Here is a 17,978-nt window from a genome sequence, read left to right on the forward strand (position 1 = left end):
TTCGCCTCATAAAAAAACCCGGACTTAGCGGTCCGGGTTTCTTATTTGCACAAGATACTTATGAATTACAGCGCGGCAATGGTGGCCTGCTGTTCCAACAGTTTGGCTTTCGCTACCGCATAGCCGTCACGTTTTTCACGCTCTTTGGCAATCACCGCCTCCGGTGCGCGCGCAACAAAGCCTTCATTGGAGAGCTTGCTGTCGATGCGGTTGATTTCCGCTTCAACCTTGGCAACTTCCTTGGCCAAACGCTCCAGTTCTACGTCTTTGTCGACCAGATCAAGCATCGGGATCAGCAACTCCGCGCCGTCCAGCAGGGACGTGACTGCCACCGGGCCTTTTTCACCGGCAGGCAGCAGTTGCACACTTGCCAGACGCGCCAGGGTTTGGATAAAGCTGCGGTTTGCTTCCACGCGACGTTGCTTTTCCGGCGTGGCATCACGCAACAGCACATCGAGCGGTTTGCCCGGCGCGATGTTCATCTCGGCGCGAATATTACGCACGGCGGTGATCGCTTGCTTGATCCATTCCAGATCGGCCAGCGCCTGCGCATCTTCTGCGGCAGCATCGTAGCTCGGGAACGGTTGCAGCATGATGGTATCGCCAGTAACGCCCTTCAGCACTTTTACCTGTTGCCAGATGGTTTCCGTGATAAACGGAATGATCGGGTGCGCCAGACGCAGCAGCGCTTCCAACACGGTAACCAGCGTGTGGCGCGTGCCGCGCAGTTCCGCCGCGCTGCCGCCGTTCATCACCGGTTTAGCCAGCTCCAGATACCAGTCGCAGAACTGGTTCCAGGTGAACTCATACAGGATACCGGCGGCAATATCGAAGCGGTAACCGTCCAGCGCGTCGCGGAAGGCTTTCACCGTGCGGTTGAATTCGGCCAGAATCCAACGATCGGCCAGTGACAGCACTTTCTCACCGCCGTTAAAGCCACAATCTTGCCCTTCGGTGTTCATCAGTACAAAACGGCTGGCGTTCCACAGCTTGTTACAGAAGTTGCGGTATCCTTCCAGACGCTTCATGTCCCAGTTGATATCACGACCGGTCGAGGCCAGTGCCGCAAGCGTGAAGCGCAGGGCATCGGTACCGTGAGGTTCAATACCGTTCGGGAATTGCTTCTCGGTGCGTTTACGGATTTTCTCCGCCAACTGCGGTTGCATCATGTTGCCGGTGCGTTTCTCCAGCAACTCAGGCAACGAGATACCGTCCACCATGTCCAGTGGGTCGATCACGTTCCCTTTGGACTTGGACATCTTCTGTCCTTCATCATCGCGGATAAGCCCGGTCATGTAGACGGTGTGGAACGGCACCTGCGGTTTGCCTTCGTCATCTTTCACGAAGTGCATGGTCAGCATGATCATGCGCGCAATCCAGAAGAAGATGATGTCGAAGCCGCTCACCATCACGCTGCTCGGATGGAACGCTTTCAACTCCGGCGTCTGCTCCGGCCAGCCGAGGGTGGAGAAGGTCCACAGCCCGGAAGAGAACCAGGTGTCCAGTACGTCTTCGTCCTGGCGCAGTTCAACCGTGTCGCCGAGCTGATAGTCGCGGCGCACTTCCGCTTCATCACGGCCGACGTACACCTTGCCGCTGTTGTCATACCATGCCGGAATACGGTGGCCCCACCATAATTGGCGCGAGATACACCAGTCCTGGATGTCACGCATCCAGCTAAAATACATGTTCTCGTACTGCTTCGGCACAAACTGGATACGGCCATCTTCCACCGCTTCCACCGCCGGTTTCGCCAGTACGCCAGCGCGCACGTACCACTGGTCGGTCAGCATCGGTTCGATGACCACACCACCGCGATCGCCGTAGGGCACGGTCAGATCGTGCGGTTTGATCTCATCGAGCAAGCCCAGCTCATCGAGCTTGGCAACTATCGCTTTACGCGCGGCAAAACGCTCGACGCCGCGCAGGAAATCAGGAATGTCGTTGCTGTATACCGTGCTGGCTTCGCCATTGGTATCAAACACTTCAGCTTCCTGACGGATATCGCCATCGAACGTCAGGATATTGATCATGGGCAACTGGTGACGTTTACCGACTTCGTAGTCGTTAAAATCGTGCGCCGGGGTGATCTTCACGCAGCCAGTGCCCTTTTCCATGTCGGCGTGTTCATCGGCGACGATCGGAATACGACGATCCACCAGCGGCAGGATCAGGAACTTGCCGATCAGATCTTTGTAGCGCGGATCTTCCGGGTTGACCGCAACACCGGTATCCCCCAACACGGTTTCCGGACGCGTGGTGGCGACCACCAGATAGTCTTTGCCATCAGCGGTTTTTGCGCCATCGGCCAGCGGATAGCGCAGGTGCCACATCGAGCCTTTGCTCTCGCGGTTTTCCACTTCCAGATCGGAGATGGCGGTGCGCAGTTTCGGGTCCCAGTTCACCAGGCGCTTGCCACGGTAGATCAGGTCTTCTTTATACAGGCGAACGAACACCTCTTTCACCGCGTTGGACAGGCCTTCATCCATGGTGAAGCGCTCGCGCTCCCAGTCTACCGAGTTGCCCAGACGGCGCATTTGGCGGGTAATGGTGCCGCCGGATTCAGCTTTCCACTGCCAGATTTTTTCGATAAAGGCGTCGCGGCCATAATCGTGGCGCGTTTTGCCCTCTTCGGCGGCGATTTTACGCTCAACCACCATCTGGGTGGCGATGCCCGCGTGGTCAGTACCCGCCTGCCACAGCGTGTTTTTCCCTTGCATACGCTGATAGCGAATCAGGGTATCCATAATGGTTTGCTGGAACGCATGGCCCATATGCAAGCTGCCGGTGACGTTCGGCGGCGGGATCATGATGCTGAAGCTTTCCTGGCTCGTGTCACCGTTTGGCTTAAAGTAGCCTTGCTGTTCCCAGCGCTCATAGAGCGGCTGTTCGATATCTTTCGGGTTATATTTGGTATCCATTATGTCTACTATTCAGTGCGTTGGCGGCGTCGCCGTAGTCAATTGAAAGCCGACGCTGCGATACGCTTTGTAGCGATCGCGCGCCAACGGTTTCAGGGATTCTTCATGAGGGACAAAGTCTATCACTTCATGGAAAGCGGTGGCAAAATCTGCGAACTGCGGCAGCAGGCTGATCAGCACATCGCGTGAGGTGCTGCCCCGGCGTTGCGGCCAGGCCAGCTCGACGGGTGCACCTTGTCGCGGGCCTTCACCGGCGAGGTTATGCGGCACAAAGGCGCTGGCGTCGCGCTGCCACAGCGCATCGTCCAGCCGCAACGCTTGCTGCTCGTCTTCACAGGCAATAAGCACACGCTGCCCACTGCGCCAACGTTCCGCCGCCAGCTCGCAGGCCAGCGCCTCACAGGCGCTAAGCCCATCGACATCGTCACTGTGTTCGAGAAGGTAGAACGTTGCGTTTTTCATTGTTTACACTATTGATCAGGGCCGAAAAGCCTGACGATAAGGGCCGGGATAACCCCGGCCCACGGTGATGACTATCAATGCTCACGGCCATGGGCGCGTTAGCAGGCATAGTTTATTCTACGTCATTTAACCCGGCGCGATTAAGCAGGAACTGCGACAGCATGGCCACCGGACGGCCCGTTGCCCCTTTGGCCTTACCGGAACGCCAGGCCGTGCCCGCGATATCCAGGTGCGCCCAGTTATATTTGCGGGTAAAGCGCGACAGGAAGCAGGCGGCGGTAATGGCACCGCCCGGACGACCGCCGATGTTCGCCATATCAGCGAAGTTCGACTCCAACTGCTCTTGAAACTCATCGCCCAACGGCAAGCGCCAGGCGCGGTCGCCCGCTTGTTCTGATGCGCCGAGCAACTCGTGCGCCAGCGGGTTATGGTTTGACATCAACCCGGTGAGGTGATGTCCGAGCGCAATCACACAGGCACCGGTCAGGGTCGCGATATCAATTACCAGCTCCGGCTCGTAGCGTTCCACATAGGTCAGCGCATCGCACAGCACCAAACGGCCTTCGGCATCGGTATTCAGCACTTCAACCGTTTGACCCGACATGGTGGTTAACACATCACCCGGACGATAGGCGCGGCCATCAACCATGTTTTCACAGCCGGCCAACACCCCGACAATATTCAGCGGCAGCGCCAGCTCGGCGGCCATGCGCATTACGCCGTATACCGTCGCGGCACCGCACATGTCGTATTTCATTTCATCCATGCTGTCAGCAGGCTTGATCGAAATACCGCCGGAGTCAAAGGTCAGGCCTTTGCCAACCAGTACGATAGGACGATTTTCTGGATTCGGGTCGCCTTTGTACTCAATCACCGACATCAGTGATTCATTTTGCGAGCCTTGTCCAACGGCCAGATAGGCGTTCATGCCCAGCTCTTTCATCTGCTGTTCGCCAATCACGCGCGTCACGATGTTCGGGCTGTAGGTATCCGCCAGTTGACGTGCCTGCGAGGCCAGATAGCCCGCATTGCAGATATTCGGCGGCATGTTGCCGAGATCTTTCGCGGCTTTGATGCCTGCGGCAATGACAAGTCCGTGCTGGATGGCGCGCTCGCCGCTGGTGAGTTCACGGCGCGTGGGTACATTGAACACCAGTTTGCGCAGCGGACGGCGCAGTTCGACCTTATTGCTTTTCAACTGATCGAAGGTGTAGAGCGTCTCTTTTGCTGTCTCTACCGCCTGACGCACTTTCCCGTAGGTGTTGCGTCCTTTGACATGCAGTTCGGTGAGGAAGCAAACGGCTTCCATTGAACCGGTATCATTCAATGCATTGATGGTTTTCTGAATGATTTGCTTATATTGACGCTCATCCAGTTCACGCTCTTTCCCGCAGCCAATCAGCAGAATACGTTCTGACAGAATGTTCGGCACGTAGTGCAACAGCAGGGATTGCCCCACTTTGCCTTCTAACTCGCCGCGGCGCAGGAGTGCGCTGATATAACCGTCGCTGATTTTGTCCAATTGTTCGGCAATAGGGGACAGGCGGCGAGGCTCAAACACGCCGACGACAATGCAGGCACTGCGTTGTTTTTCCGGGCTACCGCTTTTTACACTGAACTCCATGTACTCTCCTGAATCTTAAAGACAAAGACGGGGCCAACGGCTAGAATGTGACACTCCGTAATACTTTCCCGCCGTTACACTTATCTAACCTGTGTTAATCTTAACGGCGCGGCGAATCTGTTTTGGTGATGATAAGCAGGTTCTGATACAACGCCGGGTGCGCAGTATGCTGTAATGCATCATAGCGACAAAGGTTGCCACAAATGCATATAAATGGCGAGTTAGCGATGAAATTATCGACTTTCCTGCAAAAAGACAAGTTTTCACAGGTTTAATTAAGCGTGATCATCATTCGATATCTGGTACGGGAAACCTTTAAGAGCCAACTGGCCATCCTGTTTATTCTGTTACTGATCTTCTTTTGTCAGAAGCTGGTGCGAATACTGGGTGCGGCGGTTGATGGGGAAATCCCGACAAATTTAGTGCTCTCCCTGCTGGGGCTGGGTGTGCCTGAAATGGCGCAGCTCATTCTGCCCTTGAGCCTGTTTTTAGGGCTGCTGATGACGTTCAGCCGCATGTATACCGAGAGCGAAATCACCGTCATGTATGCCTGTGGATTGGGCAAAACGGTGCTGCTCAAGGCTGCCTTTATTCTGGCGGTGATAACCGGTGTGATGGCGATGATCAATGCGCTGTGGGTCAGCCCGTGGTCTTCTCGTCATCAGGACATCGTGATGGCAGAAGCCAAGGCTAACCCGAGCGTCGCGGCGCTGGTGGAAGGGCAGTTTCAATCGGCGCAGGGCGGCAATGCCGTGCTGTTTGTCGGCGATGTCAAAGGGCAAGAGTTTGAGCATGTGTTTCTGGCGCAGCTGCGCCCGAGCGGCAACGCGCGCCCTTCGGTGGTCATTGCCGATCGTGGGCGTGTGGACGTTGACCAAAATGGCACACAGGTGGTGACGCTCAATAAAGGCTCTCGCTACGAAGGTACAGCGATGTTGAGGGATTTCCGCATCACGGATTTCACCAACTATCAGGCAATTATCGGGCATCAGAACGTGTCTATCCAGAACACTGGCGTAGAACAGATGACGATGCACCAACTGTGGCAGTCGGATGATAATGCCGCGCGGGCCGAGTTCCATTGGCGCATAACGCTGGTGCTTTCAGTGCTGATCATGGCGATTATCGTGGTGCCGCTCAGTGCGGTAAACCCACGCCAAGGGCGCGTACTGAGCATGCTGCCCGCCATGTTGCTTTATCTGATTTTCTTCCTGTTGCAAAGCTCGCTGCGTTCCAATGGCAGTAAGGGAAGAATCGATCCCGTGGTGTGGATCTGGCTGACCAATCTGGCCTATATCGGGATTGCGCTGCTGCTCAATGTCTGGGACAGCGTACCTCTGCGCCGGCTGCGCGCGCGGATGAAAGTACAAGGAGCAGCCTGATGTTTGGCGTACTGGATCGCTATATCGGCAAAACTATCTTTAACACCATCATGATGACGCTGTTCATGCTGGTTTCTCTCTCTGGCATCATCAAGTTTGTCGATCAGTTGCGCAAAGTTGGGCGCGGCGACTATACCGCGCTGGGCGCGGGTCTCTATACCTTGCTGAGCGTGCCTAAGGATATTGAAATCTTTTTCCCAATGGCGGCGCTGCTCGGTGCGCTGCTGGGGTTGGGGACGCTGGCGACACGCAGTGAACTGGTGGTGATGCAGGCCTCTGGCTTTACCCGCTTACAGATTGCGGGTGCAGTGATGAAAACCGCCATTCCTCTGGTGTTGCTTACCATGGCGATTGGCGAATGGATTTCACCTGCCGGTGAACAGATGGCGCGCAACTACCGTTCACAGATGATGTACGGCGGCTCGATGCTTTCAACCCAGAACGGGCTGTGGGCGAAAGATGGCAACGACTTTATTTATATTGAACGCGTGGTGGGGGATAAAGAGCTGGCGGGGGTGAATATCTACCAGTTCGACCCGGAACAGAAATTGCTCTCCGTACGCTACGCGGCATCCGCGGAATTTGATGATGACGCCAAGCTGTGGCGGCTGTCTCAGGTTGATGAATCAGACCTGCGCGATGGCAAACAGATTTCGGGCAGCCAGACCATCAGCGGAGAGTGGAAAACCACATTGACGCCGGACAAACTCGGCGTAGTGGCGCTGGACCCGGATGCGCTCTCGATCCGCTGCCTGTACGACTACGTCAACTACCTGAAGCAAAGTGGGCAGGAGGCGGGCCGCTACAAGCTGAATATGTGGAACAAGACGTTCGCCCCACTTTCGGTAGCGGTAATGATGCTGATGGCGCTCTCTTTTATCTTTGGGCCACTGCGCAATGTGCCTGCGGGCGTGCGTATCGTCACCGGTATCAGCTTTGGCTTCCTGTTTTACGTGCTGGACAAGGTATTTGGTCAGCTCAGCCTGGTGTATGGCTTGCCGCCGGTGCTGGGGGCATTGGTGCCTAGCCTGCTGTTTATGATGATCAGTCTGCTGCTGCTGCTAAAACGGCGCTGAGTGCATCCGGCACGCTACTGCGTGCCGGGAAAATGCGCAAAAAAGTGTGCTGGCGCTGTTTTTTTCAGCATTCAACGCGCCAGAGTGCGGAATAGTGTTGTGTCATCAATCTCAAACGGTATAATGCACCTCGTTTTCCGCACACTACTTCAGTGCCGAAGTGGCGAAATCGGTAGACGCAGTTGATTCAAAATCAACCGTTGAAAGACGTGCCGGTTCGAGTCCGGCCTTCGGCACCATTAGTATGAAAATCAAGTCACCGCAAGGTGGCTTTTTTTATGTCTGAAATCTACTGGCTATACCTCTTTGCTCTGTGTATCGCTAAATGAAGCGCATAAAGCCTATAAAAGACACCCTTTAGCCAGGCTCAACTGCTGCTGAGCTAACGCCTCGACTTCCCGAGGTTCATGCGACACCAATAAAAGCGTTACCGAAAAGATCTGCTGTATTTCCTTCATCGCCTGCCATAGCCGTAACCTCACGGGCCAATCGAGACTGGAGAAGGGCTCATCAAGCAACAGAACCTGAGGCTCACTGATTAATGCCCTCGCCAGAGCCGCTCTCTGCTGTTCCCCGCCCGAAATGTGTGTGGGGTAGCGTTTAGCCAAATGTTCTATTTCAAGTAATTTTAACAGGTCGTGACGTTTCTCACTGAACTGTGGCTTTTTAGCCGCGTACTGAGCAAGGCGCAGATTATTATCAACCGATAAATAAGGAAACAAATACAAGTGCTGATTCAAATAACGACAAGGACGCTGCCAGATAGGCCGTTTATCGATACATTGACCCGCTATTGATATAGAGCCCCGATAATCAATGTTCCCTACGATAGCGTTCAGCAACGTCGTTTTCCCACTGCCAGAAGGGCCACAAATAGCGGTGCAGCTACCCGGCTCCACTGAGAAACTGATATTTTCCAGAATGCCGCAGGAAAGATTATTCACCTTTAACATTCAGCCTTCCTCGTTGTTGCAATAGATGCAATATCACTAAGAGAAAAATCGAAAAGATAATCAGCAACAGGGCACAGCCGACAGCCAAAGAAAAATCACCGCTGGCAATATTCAGGAAAACCGCAATAGGTAAGGTTTCCGTTTTCATTCTGGTCGCGCCAGCTAGCATCAGCGTGGCACCGAATTCACCCAGTGCCCGTGACATCGCCAACACACAGCCACTCAGTAATGAGCGCCAGACGAGGGGGATTTCTACCAGGAAAAACGTTTTTAGCGGTGGTAAACCTAGGTTATAAGCCGTGTGTATATAAGGTGGTGAAATAGAGATCAACGCACTGTAGGCATTGCGCGTTTGTATTGAACAGGCAACGTAGGTTTGCGCAATGATGATACCCAAGGGAGAAAATAACCACTTGGAGAGTGTTGGAACTAACTGCCCTACATACCCTTCTTGCCCCAGGAGGAGTAATAGACCAATCCCCACGACCAGTGGCGGCATGACCATGGGTAAATCCAGTAGGATGTTTATTATGTTCTTTCCTGGGAATGAGAGGCGAGACATTGCCCAGGCGGCAGGAAGGCTGATTACGCTCGATAGCAATAACGACGTTAGCGCTGTGCTGACTGAGAGCAACAGCGCAAACCGAATTTCATCATCGAATAATAACTGAATAAATTGGCTAAGGCTAAGCTGGGAGAAAAGTGCAAGCAGCGATCCGCCAATCAAAAAAAGCAAAAGCACCAGCGGAATTAATGCCAGCTTAGCCATTCAGTTATCTACCCGACTCAGATTCAATTAATGCTTCTTAATCGGCAGATAACCTTGATCGGTAAACATCTTGATGCCCTGCGGTGATGCAAAGAATTCAGCAAGCTGTTTAGCGGCATCTGGATGGGCACTGGTTTTTAATACGGCGATAGTAGCCACTTCTTCCGGGGTTCCTGGCGGGGAAGGTAACAAGGTTAGCGTATCCTGATTCTTCATTGCATCAGAAAGCCCAATAACCGCAGCATCAACATCACCGTTCATTAAGTAAATCAGCAATTGTTTGATCGTGGTTGCTTGTACCACCACTTTTTCTTTCAGTTCTTTCTCATACCCACTGGCGACCAGCAATTGTTCTCCACTTTTTCCCAGCGCAATCGCTTTAGGGTCACCCATGCCGATTTTTAAATGACTTTTAGCAAGATCGGCCAACGTTTTAACGTCTCCGCCGGTTGCTTTCCTGACGGCCATCACGGGGGTGTGATACACCAGCGGATAAGAAGACGTCACCTGCCCGTCTTGCTGTAATTTTTCAACGTAGTCTTCAGAACCCGGCAGGAAAACATCCCCCGTCTTGGTCAGATTAAAACGCGTGAGAATTTGCCCTGAGCCACCGTATTCAATAACCACCTTATGGCCGGTGTCTTTTTCAAACACTCCCACCACGGATTCTACTGGCTGTCTCAACCCCGCTCCGGCATACAGATGTAACTCGACCGCACTGGCCGTATAACTGGCCATGAGTAAAGGCAGCACCATAAGGGATTTTATTACGCGTTTAGGCATGGGGAATTCTCTTATCGTTAACATTCTGGGAAAGGGATAGCCGAACGAATCGTTAGATCCCTATATATTACATTACATAACGACAAGCAAAATAATCGGGATGGCGATAAAGCTAAAGTGGCAAAAGGATGATCCTGGTCATGTTGAACAGGGTTTATCCCCGCAGCCACTCTCTTTAACCCAGTGAAATCAACCCAGTTCTGCCGTGGTTTCCCGCGCAGTATCCGGTTGCTTGCGTCGCAACTGCGTTAGCACCAGCAGCAGAGCGAGTAATGCCAGCACGGCACCGGAAATGGAAACAGCACCGTAGCTTCCGCCGAGGTTCAGCACGGCACTGCCTAATGCGGCGCCCAGCGCGTTGCCGAGGTTAAATGCACCGATATTAACCGATGAGGCCAGCCCAGGAGCACCTGCCGCTTCACGCATTACCCAGGTTTGCAATGGCGGGACTACGGCAAAAGCCGCGGTTCCCCAGATGACCAGGCCGATGGCGGCACCTGCCTTGGTGGTTGCCAGCCAGGGGAATGCCACCATGCTGATGGCGATCAGGCTTAAAAATACCATCAGCGAGCCTTTGACTGAACGGTCTGCCAGTTTGCCGCCTAACTTGGCTCCGAGGGTGAAGCCAATGCCAATCAACACCAACATGCCAGTCACATAGCCGGGAGAAACTTGCGTAATCGATTCGAGCGAAGGGGCAATGTAGGTGTAGAGTGTGAACATGGCCCCAGCCCCCATAACGGTGGTCGCCAGGATCACTAACACCACGGGCTGTGTGAGCACGCGCAGTTCAGCTCGCACATTGGGCCTTTCTCCATGGCCGCCTTTGGGCAGGAAGGCACCCAGTGACAGCATTGCCGCTACGCCCAACAACGCGATACCCAGAAAAGATTCACGCCACCCGACCACTTGGCCAAACCAGGTTGCCACGGGAACGCCGCCGATATTGGCGATGGTTAACCCCATAAACATGGCGGCAACGGCACTGGCCTGTTTCTCTCGAGGCACGAGGCTTGCCGCCACAATTGAACCAATACCAAAGAATGCCCCGTGGTTTAAGCTTGTGATGATACGTGCAATCACCAGGCTGGTGTAATTGGGGGCTATGGCGGAGGCCAGATTGCCCAGGGTAAAAATTGCCATCAGCGCCATCAAGGCTCTGCGGCGCGGCCAGCGAGCGAACAGCAGCGTCATCACCGGCGCACCGACCATCACGCCGATGGCATAAGCAGAAATCAGCATTCCTGCGGTCGGGATGGATACATCCATACCCTGAGCGATGGTCGGGAGCATGCCCATGGGGCCGAATTCGGTGGTGCCAATACCAAATGCGCCAACGGCGAGCGAGAGCAATGGCAGGGTAGAATGGGTGCGTGAAGAGGTACGGCTTGTCGGCATGATTTGCTTCCTAATCGTTGCGATTTGAACGCCACCAGCATTGAATCGCCCCGGAACGACAGGCATCCATCAGCGCTTGCGATTTGAACTCGGCATTCTGCCGCGATTAAGCGAGGAGATAAACGTAGAAAAATAAAAAACACTTTTGCGAAAAGTGGCAGACTGATGGCAATGCCAGTTAGTTATTATCGATGAAAATACTGAGAGGGATATCGGGTGAAGGCTGTAGAGGGGGTTGCTCTACGCGTTATTTCGGACTCACAGGCCCTGCCGCGTCGGGTAACTCCCTCTTGGTAATGTATTAATTACAAAATCGCCTCGCCTTCATAGGCCTGACGATACAGCTCAATAACCTGTTCTTTGGTGGCTTTGCGTGGGTTGGTCAGTTGGCACACGTCTTTCTTCGCATTCTCAGCCATGATGGCAAAATCTTCCGGTTTGACGCCAAGGCTCTTGAGGTCGCGCGGAATGCCCACCTGTTGGCCCAAGCGTTGAATCGCGCTAATGGCTTTCAATGCGGCTTCATCTGTCGACAGCCCATCCACCTTTTCGCCCATGGCTTCGGCGATATCCCTGAACCGGTTGAGGTTGCCGATGAGGTTGAAGGATTCAACGTACGGCAGCAGAATAGCATTACACACACCGTGCGGCAGATTATAAAAACCGCCGAGCTGATGCGCCATGGCATGTACATAGCCCAGTGACGCGTTGTTGAAGGCAATTCCCGCCAGATATTGCGCGTAAGCCATATTGTCCCTGGCTTTCATATATTCACCATTGGCAACGGCCTTTGGCAAATATTGGGTGATCATTTTGATGGCTTTTAAGGCGGCGGCATCGGTAAGCGGGTTTGCCATAGTAGAAACATAAGCTTCAATGGCGTGTGTTAGTGCATCCATCCCGGTCGCCGCGGTTAATGATGGCGGCATGCCGACCATTAACTCCGGATCGTTTATGGAGATCTGTGGCGTAACGCGCCAGTCAACGATCGCCATTTTCACTTTGCGTTCTGTATCGGTAATAATACAAAACCGGGTAATTTCCGATGCGGTGCCCGCGGTGGTGTTAATGGCCATCAGCGGGATCATGTCATTGATCGATTTATCGACGCCTTCAAAGTCGCGAATATTTCCACCGTTAGCGGCGATAAGGCCAATCCCTTTCGCACAGTCATGCGACGAGCCACCACCGAGAGAAACAATCGCGTTGCAGTCATTTTCCCGATAAGACTTGATGCCTTCGGCAACGTTTTTATCCGTCGGGTTGGGCTCCGCACCGCCAAATATATGAACGCCAATACCTGCCTTTTTATAAATTTCAGCAACCTTATCCGCCATTCCGCTTTTGGCGAGAAAGGCATCGGTGACAATAAGGATCTTTTTAGCATTTAACGTTTTTGCAAGACTGCCTGCTTCCTGAACGCTGCCCTCACCAAATACATTTCGTGTGGGTAGAAAATAATATGTCGACATACAATTTCCCCTATTTATAAATGATGGTTGTCAGTATGTTCATCAGAGCTTCTGGTCATTTTGTTAAAAAATAGCCACTTAGCGCCAACATTAAGCAGCACCAGATATGAGTAACAAAAGCAGAGGGTGAACATCTGTGGGCAGTGTAAGGGAATAGTGGTGATGAACTTTGATTTGCATCACATTATGTTCGATTGTTTTTAACAATAAGTGACATTGTTTTTACAACTAATTTGCGAGATGTTTAAAACTGACCAAAGATAAGCGTTGTAGTGGGAAGCGTGGAATGGAACGCAGGGGGAACACGAAACGATGGGAGAGCATTAATAGTCGAAGAGTGCAGCGAGAGAAGTACCAAGTCCTGCGGCGATGATACTGATGATTTCTAAGGTTGGATTTCTGACGCCACGTTCAATACCACTTAAGTAAGTTCGATCCAGATTACATCTACTGGCCAGTGCCATCTGCGTGAGTCCGGCCTCAACGCGCAGCGTTTTGATGCGTTGTCCAAAGCGCCGCGTAACGTCACCGGTGTTCTGCATATCGACACTGTCCTGTTGTTGCTGTCTGTGTGATTCATCATTATAACCCACCCAAAGTAGAACGTTATCTGTGCAATCTGCATTTTCATGTGTTGCTTCATTCTGGTGATAGCACCGCTGCAAGTCGATGCGGTGAAGTGGGTACCAGCCCGACCTGAAGCCCGAAGGCGCTAAAGCGCTTGTTGATGACATTCACAACGTTAAGCTCCCACCAAAAGTGCATAAAAATCAGAGCATGCCCGTTGCCAGCCTTTGATAATCAATTGCATCATGTAGCGCGTTTTGCCCGATAGCGGGCTGGTAATGGAATGATGAAATAACAGGATGCTCGATGAAGCGGCTAACACTATTGACTCTGGGATGGGTACTGTCTGCACCGGCGTTTGCACAGCCACAACTGCCGGCGGTGGTTATCAAAGATGTGACCTTGGTGTCCGGTACTACGGTGAGAGTGGGCAATGCCATTAACGCCCTTTTTCGTATTTCCACGCTGGGGAATGGGACGACGGATTTATGGCTTAATGTCGATTGAGATACCGGCCAAAAAACACATCTGTTTGCCAGTATTACCCCTCCCGTACCACACCGGCCAAGCATTCGGGTCTATGGCGCGGGCTCACTGGCGCGTTATGTCCCTGGCATGCCTTTCGAACCAGAGGCAGACAGCCCCTATAGCACCGATCCTGCACTGGATGTGTGCCAACAAAACGTTCCCATCCCCAAATGGGTTGCGCTTGCTGAAGCCGATGCGCAGGGTAATCGACCCTTTATTGATGTGACCAACAGTACCAGAGTGGGCGATCGGCTTCAGGTCCGTCTTGCAACGGACTACGGGCGTATCCATCAAGATGAAAAATACCTCGCGCCCTATTCGGTGAAAATAACGGATAAGGTTTTTGACTGTGCACTGGATAAGGGCCAAACCCTTAATCAGCTGGCGTTGGATAATCAGGGACGAATAACGGATAGCCAGTCTGAAGAAAACCCTGCATTCACCGCGCTTTCCGCTGACGACGCCGCGCTCGCAAAAAGGCTTTGCGCAGTTAACGATATTCGTCAGCTTGGCGGTAACGGCACGCTGGCATGGCGTGAAAAGCCGATGGCGGAGGATTTGCCGTTACGACCTGATTTTGCGCAAAACGATCCGGCACCGATCCAAAGCCATCCACTGCCACAGGCCGTGGCGGATACCGTGCAACAGGCGGTTGCGACACCGCAGCAGCGCCCGACATTTAAGCGCCTGAGCTATGCCCAAAAATCACCGGGCGAGGATCTCGCCGCGTTTGTGGTACAAATCGATGTCCTACCGGACGGAACCGTACTGACGTTGGATAAGATGACGTTGGGTGGTGTGGTGTTTTATTCACAACATGTACGTCTGTTTAATATCGTGGACGTTAAAAAATGGGATTCGCTGGCAGAACAACCGGTTATCAGTCATACGCTGGAAAACACATTTGTGCTGCCTTTGGCGGCGGACACCACGTATCGCTGGAAGAATAGCCAGAGCGATAACAAATCGACCGGTCAGCAGTGCCGTGCAGATAGCGCATGGCGCAGCGCCGTGGCCATTAGCCCGCATTTCCCCGGTCGCTATCTGGAATTCACCTGTACTGACGATCGCGGTGATGGCCGCCCGATGAGCAGTGACTATGCTTATCTTGAGGATCTGCACGTGTTTATTCGTATCGGTTATCACGAAGGCGGTGAGAAAAAACGCTTTGCCTTTGACGATGTGACGCTGGTGAAGTGATCTCTCTTGGCGCACGTTCCCCGCTTGAGTGGAGAACGTGCGCAAGCTGAATTAACGCACGGCACTCAGCACCTTGTCCAACGACCCGACCAGCCAGTCGATATCCTGCGCCTGAAACGCCAAGGGTGGGCGCAATTTCAATACGTTGCCATACGGGCCTGCTACCGAGGTCAGTACCCGCTCGGCCCTCAGGCGTTCAATCACATCCAGCGCCAGTGCTTTGTCAGGGGTTTTGGCGGCGCGATCGCTCACCAGCTCGAAACCGATAAACAGTCCGGCTCCGCGCACATCGCCCACGCATTCATGGCGATCGGCGAGTTGTGCCAGTTCTTGCCGCAGTTTTTCACCGACAATCAGGCTGTGCTCCTGCAACTTCTCTTCGCGGATCACGCGCAACACTGCCTGCGCCGCCGCCATGGAGACCGGATTGCCGCCAAAGGTGTTGAAATAGGGGATTTCATCGCTAAAGGCGGCCAATACATCGGCTTTGGCCAGTAGGCCAGACACCGGAATCCCGTTACCCATTGGTTTACCCAGCGTCACCACATCTGGCACGATGCCGTGACGTGCGAATCCCCAGAAGCTGTCGCCAGTGCGTGCAAATCCCGGTTGTACCTCGTCGGCGATAAAAATACCGCCATTGGCATGCACCACGTCGAGTGCTGGTTTCAGAAAGCCTGCCGGCCCTGGCAGCACGCCATCAGAAGAGAAGATCGAATCGACCAGCAGACCCGCGAATTTGATGCCATGCGCGGCCATGTCGTCGATCTGTTTTTGGATTTCATTGGCAAACCAGATGCCTAAATCGGGTGTGTCAACGCGGTAACGATCGGGGGGCGGCACCAGACGCGTGGTGGGGGCGAGCGGTTGGCCGCTGCCCAGTGACTGTGATGCGCCGGAGGTCAGTTTGCTGGTGCCGTGGTAGGCCTCCTGGCTGACGATGATGCCGGTACCGCCGCTGTACGCTTTGGCGATACGGATCGCCAGATCGTTGGCTTCCGAGCCGGTGCACATGTACATCGCTTTGTTGATGTCGTCAGGTACGGTCGTCAGCAGGTCGGCGGTGTAATCCAGAATCCGTTCATGCAAATAGCGGGTGTGGGTATTAAGCTGGCTCATCTGCTCATGCACGGCGGCAATGACAGCGGGGTGGCAGTGTCCGATGCTGGCAACGTTGTTATAGACATCCAGATATTTATCGCCAGCGGCATCCCACAGGTATTGCCCTTCACCGCGGACCAAATGCACGGGGTTGCGATAAAACAAACGGTAGGATTCACCGAGCAGTCGGCTGCGTTTATCGGTCAGTTTGCGCGTTTCGGCATCCAACGCATCCGCGTGTTCTGCGCGAAAGCTATTGGTATCCATGATAGTTGAACGTGTTGCCATGATGACTCCAAATTTCGGTTAAGCACCGTATTTCTGTCAGACACCGTGCATAAACAGGATGGGAATAGCTTACGCACTAACGCGATTGAAAGGCAACAAAATACACAAAAACATTTAAATGCACTTTTTTGATGCGTGTAAAACACCAAAAAAGTGCAATCCTTTACACACCATTCTGCGTTACTACTCTCCGATTACACCACGATAATTAAGCAATACCTTGTTTTATTAGCCTCTATTACTCTGATGGGAGCGCTTTTTCGCGGATTGGCATGATTAGTGCTTAAAACTACACAGATGCAAAATAACGCACAGAAAAACGCAGAATGTGAAATGCACAAAAGTGCTCACTTTCTCAGGGCTACGCCACCGAGTTATGACTTCCGCAACCATTAAGGGGAACATTTATGAAACGTTTTTCATTACGCCGTACCAGTCTGATGGCGGCATGCGCCTTTGCGACCCTGGTGGGAGCGGCACAGGCAGGCACCATCACGGTGTATACCTCGTTGGAGGAGGATGAAATCAAGGATTACGTGGCGCAGGCGAAGAAGGACATGCCGGATGTCACCGTGAATGTGCTGCGTTTGTCGACGGGCGATCTCGGTCCGCGCATCCTGGCAGAAGCCAAGAACCCACAGCACGACGTAGTCTGGGGATGGGCGCTGACCAACGTGATGGACCCGCGTATTTCCGCGCTGCTTGAGCCGTATGCTGCCAAAGGCAGTGAAAAACTGGATGAAACCTATCGCGCACCGGATAACAAATGGTTTGCGGCCACCGGTTACATGGCGGCGTTCTGTGTGAACACTGAAGCGCTCAAAGCGAAAAACCTGCCGGTTCCTGCCACCTGGCAAGATCTGACCAACCCGATTTACAAAGGCGAAGTGGTGATGCCGAACCCGGTTTCATCGGGTACAGGGTATCTGCAAATCGCCGCGCTGCTGCAATCCAAAGGGGACGATAAAGGGTGGGAATTCCTCAAATCGCTGGATGGCAATATTGCCCAATACACCAAATCCGGCTCTCGCCCGTGTAAAGCGGCGCGCACCGGTGAATACGCTATTGGCGTGTCGTTGGCGTTTGCCGCAATGCAATCTATCGAAGAAGGATATCCGGTCAAAATGGTCATTCCCAGCGATGGTGCAGGCTATGAGCTGGAAGCCTCCGGTCTGATGGCCGCATCAAAAAATAAAGCCGACGCCCAGCGTTTCCTGGATTGGACCTTATCTAACAGCGCCGCGACGCTGTACACCAAATACAAAGAGATCGTCACCATCCCCGGCGTCGAACAATCGAAAGCCGCCAAGCTGGCGGGCCTGCCTGCCGATCTCTCCAGCGTACTGTTCCCGGTTGATTTCGCCAAGAGCGCCAAACAGCGTGATGCTATTTTGGAAACCTGGCGAAAGGCGATTGGTCGCTGATAACAGGCTGTTTTTCTGTACCAACGCTGG

At 53.3% G+C, this 17,978-nt stretch carries 15 protein-coding genes and 1 tRNA gene; 6 read left to right on the forward strand and 10 right to left on the reverse strand.

All coding sequences use genetic code 11. The features are described 5' to 3' along the window. Positions 1 to 65: 65 nt before the first annotated feature. The 3 genes from K6K13_RS01710 to pepA all read right to left on the reverse strand — a co-directional run bounded on the left by K6K13_RS01710 (position 66) and on the right by pepA (position 5,007). Complete coding sequence (locus tag K6K13_RS01710) at positions 66 to 2,921, reverse strand: valine--tRNA ligase (RefSeq protein WP_222159277.1); 2,856 nt, start codon at positions 2,919 to 2,921, stop codon at positions 66 to 68. Positions 2,922 to 2,933: 12 nt separating this feature from the next. Further along, positions 2,934 to 3,383 carry a DNA polymerase III subunit chi gene (locus tag K6K13_RS01715; protein ID WP_222159278.1) on the reverse strand — a complete coding sequence of 150 codons (450 nt, stop codon included), beginning with the start codon at positions 3,381 to 3,383 and terminating at the stop codon, positions 2,934 to 2,936. A 112-nt stretch (positions 3,384 to 3,495) separates the two neighbouring features. Continuing rightward, the gene (gene pepA, locus K6K13_RS01720) at positions 3,496 to 5,007 is read right to left on the reverse strand and encodes a leucyl aminopeptidase (protein ID WP_222159279.1); all 1,512 of its coding nucleotides are present in this window, start codon (positions 5,005 to 5,007) and stop codon (positions 3,496 to 3,498) included. Positions 5,008 to 5,288: 281 nt separating this feature from the next. On the opposite strand from pepA, the gene lptF reads away from it, so the two are divergent. The 3 genes from lptF (at position 5,289) to K6K13_RS01735 (ending at position 7,704) form a co-directional block, all read left to right on the forward strand. Beyond that, positions 5,289 to 6,389 carry an LPS export ABC transporter permease LptF gene (lptF, locus tag K6K13_RS01725; RefSeq protein WP_222159280.1) on the forward strand — a complete coding sequence of 367 codons (1,101 nt, stop codon included), beginning with the start codon at positions 5,289 to 5,291 and terminating at the stop codon, positions 6,387 to 6,389. Further along, positions 6,389 to 7,465 (forward strand): LPS export ABC transporter permease LptG, encoded by a 1,077-nt coding sequence (gene lptG, locus K6K13_RS01730; RefSeq protein ID WP_222159281.1) that lies wholly within the window; start codon positions 6,389 to 6,391, stop codon positions 7,463 to 7,465. The genes lptF and lptG overlap by 1 nt, the downstream gene beginning before the upstream one ends. Positions 7,466 to 7,619: 154 nt before the next feature. Beyond that, positions 7,620 to 7,704: transfer RNA gene (locus K6K13_RS01735), tRNA-Leu, on the forward strand. Between the two features lie 102 nt (positions 7,705 to 7,806). On the opposite strand, the gene K6K13_RS01740 is transcribed toward K6K13_RS01735, so the two are convergent. From K6K13_RS01740 to K6K13_RS23495, 6 genes are all read right to left on the reverse strand, one after another. Further along, complete coding sequence (locus tag K6K13_RS01740; protein WP_222159282.1) at positions 7,807 to 8,418, reverse strand: ATP-binding cassette domain-containing protein; 612 nt, start codon at positions 8,416 to 8,418, stop codon at positions 7,807 to 7,809. Further along, positions 8,402 to 9,187, reverse strand: a complete 786-nt coding sequence (locus tag K6K13_RS01745) for an ABC transporter permease (protein WP_222159283.1) — start codon at positions 9,185 to 9,187, stop codon at positions 8,402 to 8,404. The genes K6K13_RS01740 and K6K13_RS01745 overlap by 17 nt, the downstream gene beginning before the upstream one ends. Before the next feature lie 27 nt (positions 9,188 to 9,214). Then, the gene (gene modA / locus K6K13_RS01750) at positions 9,215 to 9,970 is read right to left on the reverse strand and encodes a molybdate ABC transporter substrate-binding protein (RefSeq protein WP_222159284.1); all 756 of its coding nucleotides are present in this window, start codon (positions 9,968 to 9,970) and stop codon (positions 9,215 to 9,217) included. A gap of 189 nt (positions 9,971 to 10,159) precedes the next feature. Next, complete coding sequence (locus K6K13_RS01755) at positions 10,160 to 11,368, reverse strand: MFS transporter (RefSeq protein ID WP_222159285.1); 1,209 nt, start codon at positions 11,366 to 11,368, stop codon at positions 10,160 to 10,162. Between the two features lie 305 nt (positions 11,369 to 11,673). Next, positions 11,674 to 12,840: an iron-containing alcohol dehydrogenase gene (locus tag K6K13_RS01760; protein WP_222159286.1), complete on the reverse strand. Its 1,167-nt coding sequence runs from the start codon at positions 12,838 to 12,840 to the stop codon at positions 11,674 to 11,676. A gap of 323 nt (positions 12,841 to 13,163) precedes the next feature. Next, positions 13,164 to 13,574: a helix-turn-helix domain-containing protein gene (locus K6K13_RS23495; RefSeq protein WP_350338147.1), complete on the reverse strand. Its 411-nt coding sequence runs from the start codon at positions 13,572 to 13,574 to the stop codon at positions 13,164 to 13,166. A 139-nt stretch (positions 13,575 to 13,713) separates the two neighbouring features. Here K6K13_RS23495 and K6K13_RS01770 point away from each other — a divergent pair, with 139 nt between their 5' ends. Next, complete coding sequence (locus K6K13_RS01770) at positions 13,714 to 13,914, forward strand: hypothetical protein (protein ID WP_222159287.1); 201 nt, start codon at positions 13,714 to 13,716, stop codon at positions 13,912 to 13,914. Positions 13,915 to 14,022: 108 nt separating this feature from the next. Then, a complete protein-coding gene (locus tag K6K13_RS01775; protein ID WP_222159288.1) occupies positions 14,023 to 15,135 on the forward strand; it encodes a hypothetical protein in 1,113 nt (370 codons plus the stop codon). A 51-nt stretch (positions 15,136 to 15,186) separates the two neighbouring features. Here K6K13_RS01775 and K6K13_RS01780 read toward each other — a convergent pair whose 3' ends face one another. Continuing rightward, positions 15,187 to 16,524, reverse strand: coding sequence for an aspartate aminotransferase family protein (locus K6K13_RS01780; RefSeq protein ID WP_222159289.1), 1,338 nt, complete (start codon positions 16,522 to 16,524; stop codon positions 15,187 to 15,189). 407 nt (positions 16,525 to 16,931) lie between these two features. Here K6K13_RS01780 and K6K13_RS01785 point away from each other — a divergent pair, with 407 nt between their 5' ends. Next, the gene (locus tag K6K13_RS01785) at positions 16,932 to 17,948 is read left to right on the forward strand and encodes an ABC transporter substrate-binding protein (RefSeq protein ID WP_222159290.1); all 1,017 of its coding nucleotides are present in this window, start codon (positions 16,932 to 16,934) and stop codon (positions 17,946 to 17,948) included. Positions 17,949 to 17,978: the final 30 nt, after the last annotated feature.

This window comes from Symbiopectobacterium purcellii (genome assembly GCF_019797845.1).
GTDB lineage: Bacteria > Pseudomonadota > Gammaproteobacteria > Enterobacterales > Enterobacteriaceae > Symbiopectobacterium > Symbiopectobacterium purcellii.